This is a genomic window from Leclercia sp. M50 (genome assembly GCF_037150775.1).
Lineage (GTDB): Bacteria > Pseudomonadota > Gammaproteobacteria > Enterobacterales > Enterobacteriaceae > Enterobacter.
The window spans coordinates 1-14,975 of sequence record NZ_JBBCPK010000056.1 but is presented as its reverse complement, the minus strand read 5'-3'; the positions used below and the strand labels follow the sequence as shown (position 1 = coordinate 14,975).

General features: G+C 56.8%; 13 protein-coding genes. 4 read left to right on the top strand and 9 right to left on the bottom strand.

All coding sequences use genetic code 11. The features are described from left to right. Positions 1 to 116: 116 nt before the first annotated feature. Positions 117 to 1,145, bottom strand: a complete 1,029-nt coding sequence (locus WFM46_RS14605) for an NADP-dependent oxidoreductase (protein ID WP_336997900.1) — start codon at positions 1,143 to 1,145, stop codon at positions 117 to 119. 88 nt (positions 1,146 to 1,233) lie between these two features. Between WFM46_RS14605 and WFM46_RS14600 the strand changes: the two genes are divergently transcribed. Further along, positions 1,234 to 1,806 (top strand): TetR/AcrR family transcriptional regulator, encoded by a 573-nt coding sequence (locus WFM46_RS14600; protein WP_103179855.1) that lies wholly within the window; start codon positions 1,234 to 1,236, stop codon positions 1,804 to 1,806. 2 nt (positions 1,807 to 1,808) lie between these two features. On the opposite strand, the gene WFM46_RS14595 is transcribed toward WFM46_RS14600, so the two are convergent. After that, positions 1,809 to 1,988, bottom strand: coding sequence for a hypothetical protein (locus WFM46_RS14595; protein WP_336997899.1), 180 nt, complete (start codon positions 1,986 to 1,988; stop codon positions 1,809 to 1,811). 145 nt (positions 1,989 to 2,133) lie between these two features. Next, a complete protein-coding gene (locus WFM46_RS14590; RefSeq protein ID WP_159339430.1) occupies positions 2,134 to 3,750 on the bottom strand; it encodes a peptide ABC transporter substrate-binding protein in 1,617 nt (538 codons plus the stop codon). A 184-nt stretch (positions 3,751 to 3,934) separates the two neighbouring features. On the opposite strand from WFM46_RS14590, the gene mpaA reads away from it, so the two are divergent. Next, on the top strand, positions 3,935 to 4,648 hold the full coding sequence (gene mpaA / locus WFM46_RS14585) for a murein tripeptide amidase MpaA (protein WP_103179858.1): 714 nt from the start codon (positions 3,935 to 3,937) through the stop codon (positions 4,646 to 4,648). Here mpaA and ycjG read toward each other — a convergent pair. Then, positions 4,639 to 5,604: an L-Ala-D/L-Glu epimerase gene (gene ycjG / locus WFM46_RS14580; RefSeq protein ID WP_103179859.1), complete on the bottom strand. Its 966-nt coding sequence runs from the start codon at positions 5,602 to 5,604 to the stop codon at positions 4,639 to 4,641. The genes mpaA and ycjG overlap by 10 nt on opposite strands. A gap of 105 nt (positions 5,605 to 5,709) precedes the next feature. Between ycjG and tpx the strand changes: the two genes are divergently transcribed. Beyond that, the gene (gene tpx / locus WFM46_RS14575; protein ID WP_336997898.1) at positions 5,710 to 6,216 is read left to right on the top strand and encodes a thiol peroxidase; all 507 of its coding nucleotides are present in this window, start codon (positions 5,710 to 5,712) and stop codon (positions 6,214 to 6,216) included. A gap of 39 nt (positions 6,217 to 6,255) precedes the next feature. Here tpx and WFM46_RS14570 read toward each other — a convergent pair whose 3' ends face one another. Then, the gene (locus WFM46_RS14570) at positions 6,256 to 7,461 is read right to left on the bottom strand and encodes a XylR family transcriptional regulator (RefSeq protein ID WP_336997897.1); all 1,206 of its coding nucleotides are present in this window, start codon (positions 7,459 to 7,461) and stop codon (positions 6,256 to 6,258) included. 212 nt (positions 7,462 to 7,673) lie between these two features. Here WFM46_RS14570 and WFM46_RS14565 point away from each other — a divergent pair, with 212 nt between their 5' ends. Further along, positions 7,674 to 10,412, top strand: a complete 2,739-nt coding sequence (locus WFM46_RS14565; protein WP_336997896.1) for a nucleoside hydrolase-like domain-containing protein — start codon at positions 7,674 to 7,676, stop codon at positions 10,410 to 10,412. Positions 10,413 to 10,465: 53 nt separating this feature from the next. Here WFM46_RS14565 and tyrR read toward each other — a convergent pair whose 3' ends face one another. The 4 genes from tyrR to pspD all read right to left on the bottom strand — a co-directional run bounded on the left by tyrR (position 10,466) and on the right by pspD (position 14,909). Then, a complete protein-coding gene (gene tyrR, locus WFM46_RS14560) occupies positions 10,466 to 12,007 on the bottom strand; it encodes a transcriptional regulator TyrR (protein WP_336997895.1) in 1,542 nt (513 codons plus the stop codon). Positions 12,008 to 12,135: 128 nt separating this feature from the next. Then, positions 12,136 to 13,185 (bottom strand): YcjF family protein, encoded by a 1,050-nt coding sequence (locus WFM46_RS14555; protein WP_103179862.1) that lies wholly within the window; start codon positions 13,183 to 13,185, stop codon positions 12,136 to 12,138. After that, the gene (locus WFM46_RS14550; RefSeq protein ID WP_336997894.1) at positions 13,182 to 14,579 is read right to left on the bottom strand and encodes a YcjX family protein; all 1,398 of its coding nucleotides are present in this window, start codon (positions 14,577 to 14,579) and stop codon (positions 13,182 to 13,184) included. The genes WFM46_RS14555 and WFM46_RS14550 overlap by 4 nt, the downstream gene beginning before the upstream one ends. Before the next feature lie 111 nt (positions 14,580 to 14,690). Next, a complete protein-coding gene (gene pspD / locus WFM46_RS14545; protein WP_103179863.1) occupies positions 14,691 to 14,909 on the bottom strand; it encodes a phage shock protein PspD in 219 nt (72 codons plus the stop codon). Positions 14,910 to 14,975 lie beyond the last annotated feature (66 nt).

The following is a 14,975-nucleotide window of genomic DNA, read 5'->3' as shown; positions in this document are numbered from 1 at the left end:
AATTTTGCCGTACCATACGCCCTTCGGCGTTAAGGCCTTCTTTCGGTGTTCAGGACCCAAAGCGAACAGGCGTGGTGATTAATTACACTGACTCTGGCCGTATCACTCCCGTCACATCAGTCCGGGTCCATGACCGAAAGCACGATTTTCCCCTGAATATGTCCTCGAGCCGCCCGCTCATGCGCTTGTTGCGCGTGCGCAAGCGGGAACGTACTGTCGACAGCTACCTGAATCACCCCCTTATCCATCAATTCGGCAAGCTGGGCGAGCTGTGCGCCGTTGGATCGCACCTGGGTAGCCGAGACGATAACGCCCAACTGCCGGGCCTCGTCAGCGCCTGAAAATCCCAGAGGATAAATCGGAAACAGCGCGCCACCGCGCCTGAGAGCGCGCAAGAAGCGGCTTGCTGAAGGGCCGCCAACCGCATCGATGACGAGATCTGCATTGCGTACTACATCTTCGGCAGCCTGTTTCGTGTAATCAATAAATTCATCAGCGCCCAGGTTAAGCAGAAACATTTCATGTTCACCGGAGGCCACCGCGATAACATGCGCGCCCTGCCATTTCGCCAGCTGTAAGGCGAAATGGCCGACACCGCCTGCCGCGCCGTTAACCAGAACGGTTTGTCCCGCCAGCGGCACCGGCTTATGCGGGGTTGCCTGTAGCGGATTTGGCACATCATGCCCTTGTTCAATCATAAATTGCCATGCGGTCAGCAGCGACATGGGTGCGGCAGCGGCGTGGATATGGTCAAGACAACGAGGTTTACGCGCTACCTCCGTTGCCGCTACGCTGACATATTCGGCATAGGCCCGGCTACCGCCAGCCGCCCCGTCGGGGAAGCGCACCATCGAATAGACTTCATCCCCGACAGAGAACGCCGTGATGTTGTCGCCCACCGCAACGATCACCCCCGAAATATCCGTTCCCAGGATCACGGGGAAAGTGACTTTGGGTTGCCATTTCGGCGGCAACATTCGGTAGCCATCACGAAGATACCAGTCAGGAGGATTGAGGCCGACCGCATACACGCGGACAAGCACTTCGTTGGGCTGAAGATCTGGCACAGGAACCTCTTCATAGCGAAGTACCTCCGGCCCACCGAACGCGTACTGCTGCACTGCCTTCATCACTTTAATCGACATGGCTTTCTCCTCGGACGTAAATGCGGTATATTTAACGGAGCACTGCTCCGAATATATGGAGCACTGTTCCGCTTGTCAAGGAGACACCATGCGAGCCGATGCGAGAAAAAACTACGACCACCTGATTGCCGTCGCGCGCGACGTCTTTATTGAGCAAGGCGCCGATGCGTCATTGCGCGACATTGCCCGCAGAGCCGAAGTCGGCCTGGGTACACTCTACCGCCACTTCCCGAGCCGCGAAGCGTTGCTTGAAGTCCTGCTGCGTTCAAGCTTTGATGCACTGGCGACCAGAGCCGAAGCCCTTCAGACCAGGGCCGATTCAGCCGAAGCCCTGACGTTGTGGTTGCAAGAGATTATCGCCTTCACCTATGAACATCGTGGCGTTATTGAGCCGATGATGAGCGCCATCGAAGATCCCGATTCCGCGCTCCACACATCGTGCGTCGCCCTTCGCGCTGCCGGGGCAGCGCTCCTTGCCCGCGCTCAGGCCGATGGTAAGGCGCGGGCTAATCTTGATGGTGCGGAATTGTTTGATCTGATTGCTGCGCTGGCCTGGCTGCGTGGACATCCCTCGCACGCTCCCCGCGCAGAACGGATTTTCAGCGTGATTGCAGATGCTATCCTGGTGACAAAAACAGCCAACGCTACAGATAAAAAATAGCCTCAATGAGCGCCGATGCCATTCAGAAACAGATCAACCAGATGGGTAATGCGCGGTTCAGGCTCATTATCCTGCTCAGTCGCAGGTAAAATCGCGGTGGCCACAAACACGATATCGTCAAAGGTACTTTTCCCCCTGACCGTCTGAGTATCCCTGGTACGCGCCAGTGCGGTGAAGAACACACCGATCTTTCGTTAGCTTAATGCCCGTTCTTTTGGACGAGGCTATCACGCATTTCTTCGTAAAGGGGGAGAAACTGGCGCTGCAAGTCGCGCCAGCTCTGGGTTTAGCGATGGTATCCTGCCGTCAGCAGGATGTCAGTACGCATCAGTGCTTCACGATATACATCGTGCGGCTATACGCCACATCTTCCGGGTTGTTAATCGGATAGCCTTTCACCCACGGCTTGATTAACCGCCCGTTGGTGTACTGGTAGATCGGCGCAATCGGGGCTTTTTCCGCAATGATTTTTTCTGCGGTATTGTAATCCGCATTGCGGGCCTGCTCGGTGGTCTCCAGGGATGCCTGGTTAATCACCTTGTCATACGCCGGATCGTTGAAACGCGAGATGTTGCCAGTATGCGTTGAGGTCAGCAGGGAGAGGAAGGTCGAGGGCTCATTGTAGTCACCTACCCAAGAGGCGCGGATCACGTCAAAGTTGCCGGTATTACGGCTGTCGATATAGGTTTTCCACTCCTGGTTCTGCAACTTCACATCGACACCCAGGTTCTTTTTCCACATTGACGCCACCGCGATAGCAATCTTCTGGTGGTTCTCTGAGGTGTTATACAGCAGCGTCAGCTTCAGCGGTTTCTGCGCATTGTAGCCAGCCGCCTGCAACAGCGTTTTGGCCTGCGCGTTCATCTCTTCCTGGCTCATCTGCTCAAAAGGCGATTTCTCCGGCGTAAATCCAGCGGTCACGTCCGGGGTGAAGTGCCAGGCAGGTTTTTCGCCGGTACCCAGTACTTTTTCAGCCATGATGCGCCGGTCGATAGTCATGCTGAGCGCCAGACGCACTCTCGCATCCGCAGTCGGGCCTTTCTGGGTATTAAAGGCATAATAGTAGGTGCCAAGCTGCGGCGGGGTATAGACCTGGCCCGGGATCTCTTTCATTAACTTCTGGTAGAGGTTTTTCGGGAACGATTCGGTGATGTCGATATCATCTGCCAGATAGCGCTTGGTGGCTGAGGACTCCTGGTTGATCGGGATAAAGGTCACTTTCTGCAGAACGGTTTTGTCGTTATCCCAGTAATGGCTGTTACGCTCAACCACCAGCTTCTCGTTGACCACCCGGTCTTTGAGGATATACGCACCGTTACCTACCAGCGCCCCAGGACGAGTCCACTCCGGGCTGCTCTCCACATTCGCTTTTTGTACCGGATAGAAGGCGAAGCTCGCCGTCAGATTGGCAAACCATGGCAGGGGTTTATCGAGCTGCACGCGCAGGGTTCGGTTATCCACTGCCGTTACGCCCAGTTTATCCGGCGTTGCCTTACCGTCGATGATCGCCTGCGCGTTCACGATCCCGGCCAGGGCCGCAAACCAGGCGAAAGGCGAGGTCGTTTTGGGATCAACCAGACGCTGCCAGCTGTAGACAAAATCCTGGGCAGTGACGGGGGTGCCGTCAGACCATTGCGCGTTCTCGCGCAGGGTGAAAGTCCAGACGCGGTTATCATTACTCTGCCAGCGGGTCGCCACGCCTGGCACCAGTTCGCCCTTTTCATTCTGATTCACGAGACCCTCGAACAGATCGCGGATCACCTGAATTTCAGGCAGACCCACCGCTTTAGCGGGATCAAGCGAGGCAGGTTCATCTTTGATATGACGCACCAGCTCCTGTTTGGATGCCAGCGTTGTCCCGGGGGGAACATCCGCCGCGAAGGCGTAAGAAGAGAGGCCACACAACAATAAGGCAGAACAGATCAACGAAACCGGATGCTTCATGAGATCCCCTTTGAAATGATGGGTAACGAGCAGATGGGTAATTATTTGTTTCGGAACAGTGAAATGCAAACAACTTCCGCCGGAAAGTTGATATCTGCCGGTTTTACCTTCTGGCTGAAACTATTTGATTAACCGTGTTTTTTGCACAACACTGCCAGTAATACAATCTGATTCAGGAACCTCTATGTCACTTACCCGCCCAAGAACGGAACGTGGCGCTTTCCCGCCCGGGACCGAACATTACGGCCGCTCATACCTCGGCGCCCCCTTAATCTGGTTCCCTGCCCCGCAGGCCGATCGCAACAGCGGCCTGATCATTGCCGGAACCCACGGAGATGAAAATTCTTCGATTGTGACCCTCTCCTGCGCCCTGCGTACCCTGTCCCCTCCGCTGCGCCGCCACCATGTGGTATTAACCGTTAACCCGGACGGCTGTCAGTTGGGTTTACGCGCCAATGCCCGTGGTGTGGATTTAAACCGTAACTTCCCGGCGGCCAACTGGCGGGAAGGCGAGACAGTCTACCGTTGGAACAGCTCCGCCGAAGATCGCGATGTGGTGTTGCTGACGGGCGACAAGCCCGGTTCAGAGCCAGAAACCCAGGCGCTGTGTCATCTGATCCACAAACTGCATCCGGCCTGGGTTGTCTCGTTTCACGATCCGCTGGCCTGCATTGAAGATCCCGCCCACACGGCTCTTGGGCGCTGGCTGGCAGATGCCTTTTCACTGCCGCTGGTCACCAGCGTCGGCTATGAGACGCCAGGCTCATTCGGCAGCTGGTGTGCCGATTTAAGCCTGCACTGCATCACCGCTGAATTCCCGCCGATCTCCTCCGACGAGGCCAGCGAGAAGTACCTGAAAGCGATGACCGATCTGTTGCGCTGGGAACCTCAGAGATGAACAACGCCGGTGCTGTAGTGCAGCGCCGGAGAGACATCCACGGCAAGCCAGGTAGGGCCGTCGAGATCGGCAAATTTCACCTCATTCGCCAGCGGCAGTGCGGCACCAATCGCTCGCGAGGTGCAGAGCATACAGCCGAGCATCAGGGCAAAACCGCGCCGACGTGCCTCGGCGGCCAGCGCCAGCGCTTCGGTGATACCGCCGGTTTTATCCAGCTTAATATTCACCATATCGTAGCGTCCCTGCAGGGCCGTGAGACTTTCCCGGGTATGGCAACTCTCATCGGCGCAGATGGGCAGTGGATGAATAAAGTTCGCCAGCGCGGCATCTTCCCCTGCGGGCAAAGGCTGTTCGAGCATGGCGACGTTCAGATCCGCCAGCAGCTGGCAGCGGGCAGCCAGTCCTTCGCTGTGCCAGGATTCGTTGGCGTCGACGATAAGCGTCGCCTGCGGCACGGCCCCGCGAATGGCGACCATCCGCTCGCTGATCAGACGATCGTCCAGCTTCACTTTCAACAGGCGCGCCCCGGCGTCATAGAGCGCTTTGGCGCTGGCGGCCATCTGAGCAGGCTCACCGATCACCACTGTTTGCGCGGTGACCACCGTTTGCGGCAGGGTCGTGCCCGCCAGCGTTGCCAGAGAGATCCCTTGCTGACGCGCGGCTAAATCCCACAGCGCGCAGTCCACCGCGTTACGTGCGGCACCGGCAGGGAGTAACCGCTGTAGCGCTTCCCGGGTAAGGCCGCGCTCCAGTTCAGGCGCCAGCGCCATGATCTGCGCCATTACCGAGGCGATGCTTTCACCATACCGGGGATAAGGCGTACACTCCCCCACCCCTTTGACGCCCTCTTCTTCAATTTCTACCACCACCACACTGGCCTCGCTCCGGGTCCCCCGGGAGATCACAAATGGCGTATGCAGTGGCCAGGCTTCTTCGTAAACCTTGAGGGTTCTCATCACTCACTCCTGTATAGCGGCTTCGCGCAAATAGGGTTTGCTGTGCTATCGGCTGATGACATACACTAACGGCGACGTTAACTATATGTAAACAGGAAGATAACTATGTCACAACTCGTTCATTTCCAGGGCAACCCGGTTTCTGTTGCAGGATCCATTCCTCAGAAAGGCAGCAAAGCGCAGGCGTTTACGCTCGTGGCAAAAGATCTGTCTGACGTCGTGCTGAGCCAGTTTGCCGGCAAGCGTAAAGTGCTGAACATTTTCCCAAGCATTGATACCGGCGTGTGCGCCGCGTCTGTGCGTAAATTCAACCAGCTGGCGACCGAAGTGGACAACACCGTTGTGCTGTGCATCTCTGCCGACCTGCCGTTCGCTCAGTCCCGTTTCTGCGGTGCTGAAGGTCTGAGCAACGTTATCACCCTCTCTACCCTGCGCAACCCGGAGTTTCTGGAGCAGTACGGCGTGGGCATCTCTGAAGGCGCACTGAAAGGCCTGGCGGCGCGTGCCGTTGTGGCGATCGACGAAAACGACACCGTCGTGTTCAGCCACCTGGTGAATGAAATCACCACCGAGCCAGATTACGCTGCCGCGCTGGAATCGCTGAAGGCGTAACGGCAAAAATGACATGAGCCTGTACAGCATCGGCTCATGTCATTCATCTGACAAGTTCTCATATACCTCGTCACGTTCCTTCCGATACTCTACTGGCGTACACCCCATCTCCCGACGATAAACAGAATACATATACTGAAGTGACGTAAAACCGCTCTGCATAGCCACATCGGCATAACTCAGCTGCGTCTCCCGCAGCAAATTTTTTGAGCGCTCGAGTCTGAAGCTCAGTAATTCGTCGTGCAACGTCTTTCCGAGGGTACGCATAAAGTGCATGTCCAGGGTCGCGCGGGAACAGCCTACGTGCTCTGCAACCTGGGCGGCCTTGATCCCCTGGGCGCCGAACTGACGGATGAAGTAGCGGGCGCGTAAAATATAGGTATTCATTATAACGCTATGCCGGGTAGACGCCTGGGCATTCACCCCTTCAGGCCCGACCATGACATGTTTTTCACGCAGCGGTGTGCCCGTCAGCTGCCGGTGCAGCATCTCCGCGGCGGTGCGTCCCATCTGATGAGTACCCTGCGCAACCGAACTGATGGCGATGCGACTGAGGCTGCGCAGCAACGGATCATCATCTATGCCGATAATAGCGATCTCTTCCGGCACGGCATAACCCGCGATAGAACACGCCTGAAGCACTTGTCTGGCGCGTGAATCCGTCACGGCGATGATACTAACAGGTTTAGGTAGCGTACCCAACCATCGGGCCAGATCCTCAAGAATGTTTTGCCACACCAGGGCGTGTGTCGGAATGCCTTCAAAGATCTCGGCCTGATGTCCGTCCGCCTCTACAAACTGGCGAAAGGCGTTTGCCCGTTCCACTGCCCAGGGGTTCATAATTGTCGGCTCGATGGAGTAACAGGCAAAGCGTGGCAGGCCCATGTCGATGAGATGTTGATACGCCTGCCTCACCAACTCAACGTTATCCGACGCCACGTAAGGAAGAGAGCGGATCGTTGGGCTGCTCAGTTGCCAGGAGCCGCCAATCCCCACCACCGGCATCTCTACCTTCGTCAGTAGCGATGTCAACAGAGGATCGTCGAAATCCGCAATGACGCCATCCCCTTTCCATTCGAGCAGGCTGGCCGGGGATGAGCGGAAATCCTCTTCCAGCAGGAAATCCCAGTGGATGCGGGTCGATTTCATGTACTCGCATATTCCTTCAATGATACTCCTGCCATAGCGCCCTTTGGCCTTCAGCATCAGTGCCACCCGAAACATGTCATGCTTTCGCGACGCCATAGCGTGATCCCTGAATGTAGAGAGAAAACATCACCCTATCATAAGCCGATCAATGTCAGTAAAGATATTACTGCCCTTAACCACATGTTATTAAAGAGTAATTTAACCATTTAGAAAAATCATAAACCGATTTTGCAGCAGAGTTATGCCAGGCTGTTTTCCGTTCCTGAAGTACAAAAAAATAAAAAACCTCTGGAGGAAATGTCTCTGCTATGAAATTGCAAATAAACGGAAAAACTCTTTTCCTGTCGCTGACGTTGCTCTTACTGGTTGTCACGCATGAATCGTTCAACCAGGTCCGCGCAGCAGTCAGCCCGGAAAATAACAGCGTGGCCGCTAAACCGCGGGTGATTGTCTCAACGGACATCGGCGGGACCGATTTTGACGATTACCAGTCGCTGGTCCACCTGCTGCTGTACGCAGATGCGATGGAGCTCGAAGGCCTGCTCTCCTCGCCCTGGGGGCCGGTACGAAACCGTGCGACGGAAATTTTGAAGACAATCGATCGATATGAACAGGATTATCCGAATCTGAAAAGCTGGTCCAGTGACTACCCGACCCCGGATTACCTGCGCTCCATTACCCGACAAGGCGGGATGGATTCCGCGCCGCCCGAAGGCTTTAGTCAGCCCACTGATGCCTCAAAACTGATCATTGAAGCGGCAAAACGCCCCGATCCCCGGCCGCTGTGGATCCTGATCTGGGGAGGCATTGACGACCTGGCGCAGGCGCTGCACGACGACCCAACCATCAAGCAAAAAATTCGCGTCTACTATATCGGTGGCCCGAACAAGAAGTGGTCAACCTCCGCATACAATTATATTGTTCGCCATCACCCGGACCTGCACATCATTGAAAACAATTCCACCTATCGGGGCTGGTTCACGGGAGGCGATCAAACCAACGGTCTCGACGGCGCGACCTTTGTGGCTACGCATGTAAAAGGCCACGGCGCGCTGGGCGATTTCTTTAATTCTTACGGAGAGGGCCAATTAAAGATGGGCGATACGCCGTCGGTGGCATATATCCTTGGGCCCAATCCCGACGATCCTCAACAAGAAAGCAAAGGCGGTGGACGATTTGTGCGGGCATGGGATCGCCCCCTGAACACCTTCAACGGCAGGCCAACCGCCTCCGACGTGGTGGAAACCTATGGCCTGGTTGAGCTGATCGTTCATCCCAAAGGGCAGGCGCCGGCGGGGACCACCGCAAATCTGGTCGTGCCTGCCTCCGGGAGCAAAAGCGATCGTTTCCCGGGCTTTGCAGCAGCTGACGGGACGTGGCACTTCCGTTTCGTCCCAAAAGCATCCCAGACGTGGAAGTACACCATTGAATCCAACTGGGCCGGTCTGCAAGACCCGGTTGGAGGTAGCTTTACCTCAACCTCCCCAGCGGCTTTCCGGGCCACGCAGCCCTCTGGCCGCTATCCAAACTGGTGGACCGACAATCCCGATCCCGCTTTAAGCGAGGATGTGCCACCTTTTGGCCCGCAGCAGGGTATCAAAACCATTAATCAGTGGCGCGCGACCTACCTGGCTGACTTTGCTTCTCGTATCGAACGGCTGAAGCCACCAACACCTGATGTAAAAGAGAGCAAACAACGTCTGTTCGTGTTAACCGATATCCGTGACGATCCCGATGACCAGATGTCAATGGTGCGCCTGATGACCTACGCTAACCAGGTGAACATTGAAGGTCTTGTCGCCACCTCTACCGGCAAAAATAAAGATCAGGTAGAACCACAGCGCATCATCGATATCATTAAAGGTTACGGATTAGTCCGCGATAATCTGGAAAAACATGAGCCCGGATTTCCGCTTGCGGACGATCTGCTTAAGGTCGTGGCTCAGGGCTTGCCAGTCCACAATATGGCCGCGGTGGGTGAAGGCAAAGACTCGACAGGATCGGAACTGCTCATTAAGGCCGTAGATCGCCAGGACGATCGTCCATTATGGGTGACGGTCTGGGGTGGTCCGAATGTGCTTGCGCAGGCGCTATGGAAAGTGCGTCAAACCCGTACGCCTGAAGAGCTTGAAAAGTTTGTTTCCAGACTTCGCGTCTACGCCATCTCCGATCAGGACGACAGCGGTCCCTGGATCCGCAAAATGTTCCCGTCACTGTTTTACATCGTCTCCCCGGGGCAAAACGCCGGGGGCGGTTTTCACCACGCCACCTGGATCGGCATCGGCGGTGACTATTTCCATGGCCGTTTCGCCGGGGCGGATTATCAGCTGGTAACCAACGAATGGCTGGATAAAAATGTGCGCAGCAAAGGCCCCTTAGGGGCAGAGTACCCGCGCTGGAAGTTTATGATGGAGGGGGACACGCCATCATTTTTGAATCTGATTCATAATGGTTTGTCCGATCCTGAACATCCTGACTGGGGTGGCTGGGGCGGTCGTTACGAGCTCTATACGCCGCATAAAGAGCGTTGGTTTATGGCTCAGGAGACGCGACCGATTTGGACCAATGCGCAGGATGAAGTGCTGGGCTTTGATAATCGCTGGCACACCACTAACCATGCGACAATCTGGCGTTGGCGTGGGGCTTATCAAAATGACTTTGCCGCCCGAATGGACTGGACCATCAAGCCCTACAGTGAGGCCAATCATCCCCCGGTACCCAAACTCGATCACCCTGCCACCCTGACGGTGAAAAAAGGGCAACGGGTGGAGCTCAGCGCAATGGGCTCCACCGATCCCGACGGTGATGCCCTCTCCTATGAATGGTTTGTCTATGCAGAGGCGGGAACGCGCGTATTATCAAATGCGGCCACCGGGGTCATGTTAGACATTAAAAACGCTGACCAGCCAAATGCCTGGTTCGATGTCACCGATGCCCGGGTGATGCCTCCGGGAACAGGTACGATGCATATCATTCTGGCCGTGACCGATCATGGCACGCCGCGCTTAACCCGCTACAAGCGCGTGATTGTCAATGTAGTGCCATAACCCCTCAAGCGGCGGGCCTGATGCCTGCCGCTTCACTTATGTACTGACAGGCGCTACTCGTCACCTTTCTTCTGACTCAGACCATACTCGCGCAGCTTGTTGGCGATGGCGGTGTGAGACACGCCCAACCGTTTCGCCAGCTTACGGGTGCTGGGATAGTTACGATACAACTGCGTCAGCACCGAGCGTTCAAAGCGACTGGTAATGTCATCCAGCGATCCTTCCATCGCCTCTTCGCCTACCGCCACCGTACCGGCGTCGTAGTCCGGCAATAAGATATCCTGCGGCCGCAGCTCATAGCCTTCAAGCTGGGTCAGGGCACGATAGATCGCATTTTTCAGCTGACGAATATTCCCCGGCCAGCCGTAACGGGTAAGAACCGTATTCAGATCGGCTGAAAACTTCGGTCTTGGGATACCCTGCTCATCGGCAAAGCGCGCCACAAACAGCTCGGTCAACGGCATGATGTCCTGCGGGCAATCGCGCAGCGGCGGAATATTGAGGGTCAGAACGTTCAGGCGATAATAGAGATCTTCCCGGAACATCCCCTTCTGCACCAGTTCCACCAGTTTCTTCTGGGTGGCGCAGATGACGCGCACATCCACATGCACCTCATGATCTTCTCCCACCCGGCGGAAGGTGCCGTCATTGAGGAAACGCAGCAGTTTGGCCTGCATCCGCGGCGACATCTCGCCAATTTCATCCAGCAGCACCGAGCCACCGTTGGCCTGCTCAAAGAAGCCTTTTTTGCCTTCCGGCGCGTGGCCAAACAGCTCGCTTTCAACGGCATCTTCCGGAATAGAAGCGCAGTTCAGGGCAAGATAAGGTTTGCTCGCCCGCGGCCCCGCCTGGTGCACCGCATGGGCCAGCAGATCTTTGCCGGTACCGGTGTCGCCGGTGATCAGCAGCGGTGCAGCAAGGTTTGCCAGCTTGCGCGCCTGCTCCACCACGTGGCGCATTTTCGGGCTGACGGCAATAATCTGGCTGAAGGCGCCCGTATCCTGGCTCGACAGGTTTTGCAGTTGCCGCCCCATACGGACCGTTGAGCGCAGCATGATCACTGAACCGGTCAGGGTTCTGTCGTCGTTGTCGCCCTGCAGATAGACCGGGGTGAGCTCCATCAGGAAATTTTGTCCGTTAATAACCACATGCTCGCTGTGGGTCGAGCGCGGGTTGCTCTCCAGCCAGCGCTGGAAATTGAAGCCGGGGATCAGCTGGGCGGCGTTGTGGTTGCTCAGTTTCTCCGGCTCCAGGGCAAACAGCTGGCAGCTCGCCTGATTAGCCCGATCGATTTTGCCTTTCAGATCCAGGGATAAAAAGGGTTCGGGCATCGCTTCCAGCAGCGCACTGAGGGCCAGGTGCTCGCGCTCGGAGGGCATCCACGGCACGGTGCGCACATCCGTAACGCCAGCGATACGGCGGATTTCAGCCATTAAGCTGCTGAATGTTTCGAAAGCAATTTCAGCAAAGTTCAGGTAAATCTTCCCGATTGGGTCAATCTCAATTCCACGCAGGTCAATACTCCGCAAAACAAGGAGATCGAGCAGCTCGCGAGTCAGGCCGAGACGGTCCTTACAAAACACTTCCAGACGCATGGGAAAATCACTCTATAAGCCATTAACCCTGAAATGATAAGCCAGATATCTGCAATCGGGAAGACGGCTGTCAACAAATATTGACAGCCTGTGAGCAGGGTGTCGGAATTATGTGCGAGGAAGCGAGCTTACTGCGGTTTTTTATTGAGGGTATCTTTCAGCTGGCCGATTAATTCCCGACGGAAATCCCCCAGCCGGGGTTTATCATCCTCTGTCCACGGCAGTGGACGGCACAATTCCATCGCTTTGATCCCCAGCCGCGCGGTGAGTAATCCCGCACCAATCCCCTGCGCCGCACGGGCCGAAAGGCGAGCGGCCAGATCCTGTGACATCCAGTCCATCCCCACCTCGCGCACCAGCTCGCTGGCCCCGGCAAAGGCCATATTGAGTAGTACAAGGCGGAACAGGCGCAAGCGGCTGTAATAGCCCAGTTCGATACCGTACAGCGTGGCAATACGGTTGATCAGGCGCAGGTTGCGCCAGGCAATAAAAGCCATATCCACCAGCGCCAGCGGGCTGACGGCAATCATCAGCGTTGATTCGGCTGCCGAGCGGCTGATCTCCCGCCGCGCCTGGCTGTCCAACACCGGCTGCACGAGGTGGGCATACAGCGATACCACTTCGCGATCGTTTTGCGTTTCGTGAATGGCGGCGTACCAGCGCTGCAAGGCCGGATGAGACTGATCGAGCCCGGCCTGTTTCGCCAGTTTTTCACAAAATGCCCGCCCGTTACCGGTGCCGTGGCTGTGCAGCAGATCCCGGGCTTCATCGCGCTCGTGGGCGCGCTGGCGCAGTCGCCATAAACGGCGCCATTCGGTGGCAACAGAGCCGACGCCCGCGCCAACGATAAGCGCACCTGCCGCGCATCCTCCCAGCGCCACCCAGTCCTGGGTTTGCCAGGCATTGATTGCCCACTGCACGCCTTGCCCTACCACCGCAACGCCCGCCAGCATCAGGCCCGCGCTGACCATTTTGCGCCACAGGCTACGTTTAGGGCGCAAAGCGGCTTCGACGACGGCTTCGGCTTGTCCTTCTTCCGCAGGGAGCATGTCGGTCACTACCGGGGCGAAGTTTCCGGCCTGGGTGTCATCAAACGTTTGTGCCGCTTTGAAGGCTTCGCGATCCGCTTCTTCCAGGGTGCCGGTAAAATCCATTCGCGGTTTTAAGGGTTCGGTCATCGCAATTTATCTCCAATCAAAAACTCCAGCGCGGCGTCCAGGCGAATATGCGGCAGCGGCTGGTCTACATTCATCGTCTGCGGGCGGAAGGCTTCAAACTGAAACCCCTGCTTCTGCCAAAATGCCTGGCCCGGCAACCGGGCGGGTACTTCGCCAGGGTAGACCGTCAGCGGGGCGCCGTCACTCAGACGGTGGCCGCGCAGCGCCGGGATCTTATCGCCATTAACGTCAATCAGGCCACTCTGGGTGGCCTGCACCGAGGCCAGCCCCAGGCAGTCCATGCTGATACCCTCAAAGGCGGCGTTTTGCCAGGCATCCTGCACCAGCTGCTGGAGGAGCGATACCATATTGGCGTGCTGATCCACCGTCACGTGATCCGCCTTGGTGGCGGCAAACAGCAGTTTGTCGATCACCGGAGAGAAAAGACGCCGGAACAGCGTGCGCTGCCCGTAGTGGAAGCTCTGCATCAGTTGGGTGAGCGCGAGGCGCATGTCGTTGAACGCCTGTGGCCCGCTGTTGAGCGGCTGAAGGCAGTCCACCAGCACAATCTGGCGGTCGAAGCGCAAAAAGTGGTTAGTGTAGAACCCCTTCACCACTTTCTCACAGTAGTAGTTAAAGCGTTCGCGCAGCATACCGGCGTTGGTATGTTTGTCCGCCAGGGCAAGCTTCGACTCACCAAAAGCCTCCACGTCCGGCCAGGGGAAAAATTGCAGGGCCGGGGCGCCCGCCATATCCCCCGGCAGCACAAAGCGGCCCGGCTGGATAAAGTGCAGACCCTCTTTCTTACACTGATGCAGGTAATCGGTCCACGCTTCCGAAATGGCCGCCAGCCGGTTTTCATCGGCGGGTGCCAGCGGATCCAGCCCCTCACACAGGGAACGCCAGCGGGCGGACCACGCCGCGCGGGGACCCTGTAACAGGCCGGTCATCTGCCGCGACCAGCTGAGATAGTCCTGGGTCAGCATCGGCAGGTCGAGCAGCCATTCGCCGGGATAGTCGACAATCTCCAGATAGAGGGTAGAGGTCTCTTTAAAGTGACGAAGCAGGGAGTCGTTGGAGCGGTACCGTAACGCCAGGCGGATTTCACTCACCCCGCGGGTGGGCGTGGGCCAGGTTGGCGGCGTGCCGTAAAGCTGGGCCAGTCCTTCATCGTAGGTGAAACGGGGAATGCCAAAATCGCGCTGAGGGACGCGCTTCACGCCGAGCAGGCGCTCTTCGCGTACCGCGCTCAACAGCGGCAAGCGCGCCCCTGCATGCAGGTTAAGGAGTTGATTGACCATTGCCGTGATAAAGGCGGTTTTACCGCTGCGGCTCAGTCCGGTGACCGCCAGGCGCAGATGTCGGTCAACCCCACGATTCACCAGAGAATTAAATTCATTTTTAAGTCGCTTCATCGCCATCCTGTTCTGCCTGAAGGAATTATTGTTCTGAGAAATATGACACGGGGGCAAGGAGAAAGGAATAAAAGCAGCGCAACGGCACATTGAACTTTGTGCCGTTGCGAATTATTTCAGTTTACTGGATAACCGGTTCGCAAGCTTTTTCAGCATTGGCTCCAGCGCGACGGCCAGCAACATTCGTACCGGCTTGCGGGCGACCGATTTAATCGCCCAGCCCGCCACGCCTGCCGGGCCGTAACGCAGTGCAGTGAGTAATACCAGCTTCCCTGCGATTTTCAGGCCCGGCTTGACGCGATGTCCGGCCTGTTGCCAGCGTTGATTCATATCAGTTCTCTCAGTTAAAGCTGACGAAAACGGCTTCGCAGCGTGAAGGTATCCGAGGTGACATAC

Bases quoted from the DNA above. Each gene is read 5' to 3' on its own strand.
- WFM46_RS14605 (WP_336997900.1), bottom strand. From the start codon at position 1,145: ATGTCGATTAAAGTGATGAAGGCAGTGCAGCAGTACGCGTTCGGTGGG.
- WFM46_RS14600 (WP_103179855.1), top strand. From the start codon at position 1,234: ATGCGAGCCGATGCGAGAAAAAACTACGACCACCTGATTGCCGTCGCG.
- WFM46_RS14590 (WP_159339430.1), bottom strand. From the start codon at position 3,750: ATGAAGCATCCGGTTTCGTTGATCTGTTCTGCCTTATTGTTGTGTGGC.
- mpaA (WP_103179858.1), top strand. From the start codon at position 3,935: ATGTCACTTACCCGCCCAAGAACGGAACGTGGCGCTTTCCCGCCCGGG.
- ycjG (WP_103179859.1), bottom strand. From the start codon at position 5,604: ATGAGAACCCTCAAGGTTTACGAAGAAGCCTGGCCACTGCATACGCCA.
- tpx (WP_336997898.1), top strand. From the start codon at position 5,710: ATGTCACAACTCGTTCATTTCCAGGGCAACCCGGTTTCTGTTGCAGGA.
- WFM46_RS14570 (WP_336997897.1), bottom strand. From the start codon at position 7,461: ATGGCGTCGCGAAAGCATGACATGTTTCGGGTGGCACTGATGCTGAAG.
- WFM46_RS14565 (WP_336997896.1), top strand. From the start codon at position 7,674: ATGAAATTGCAAATAAACGGAAAAACTCTTTTCCTGTCGCTGACGTTG.
- tyrR (WP_336997895.1), bottom strand. From the start codon at position 12,007: ATGCGTCTGGAAGTGTTTTGTAAGGACCGTCTCGGCCTGACTCGCGAG.
- WFM46_RS14555 (WP_103179862.1), bottom strand. From the start codon at position 13,185: ATGACCGAACCCTTAAAACCGCGAATGGATTTTACCGGCACCCTGGAA.
- WFM46_RS14550 (WP_336997894.1), bottom strand. From the start codon at position 14,579: ATGAAGCGACTTAAAAATGAATTTAATTCTCTGGTGAATCGTGGGGTT.
- pspD (WP_103179863.1), bottom strand. From the start codon at position 14,909: ATGAATCAACGCTGGCAACAGGCCGGACATCGCGTCAAGCCGGGCCTG.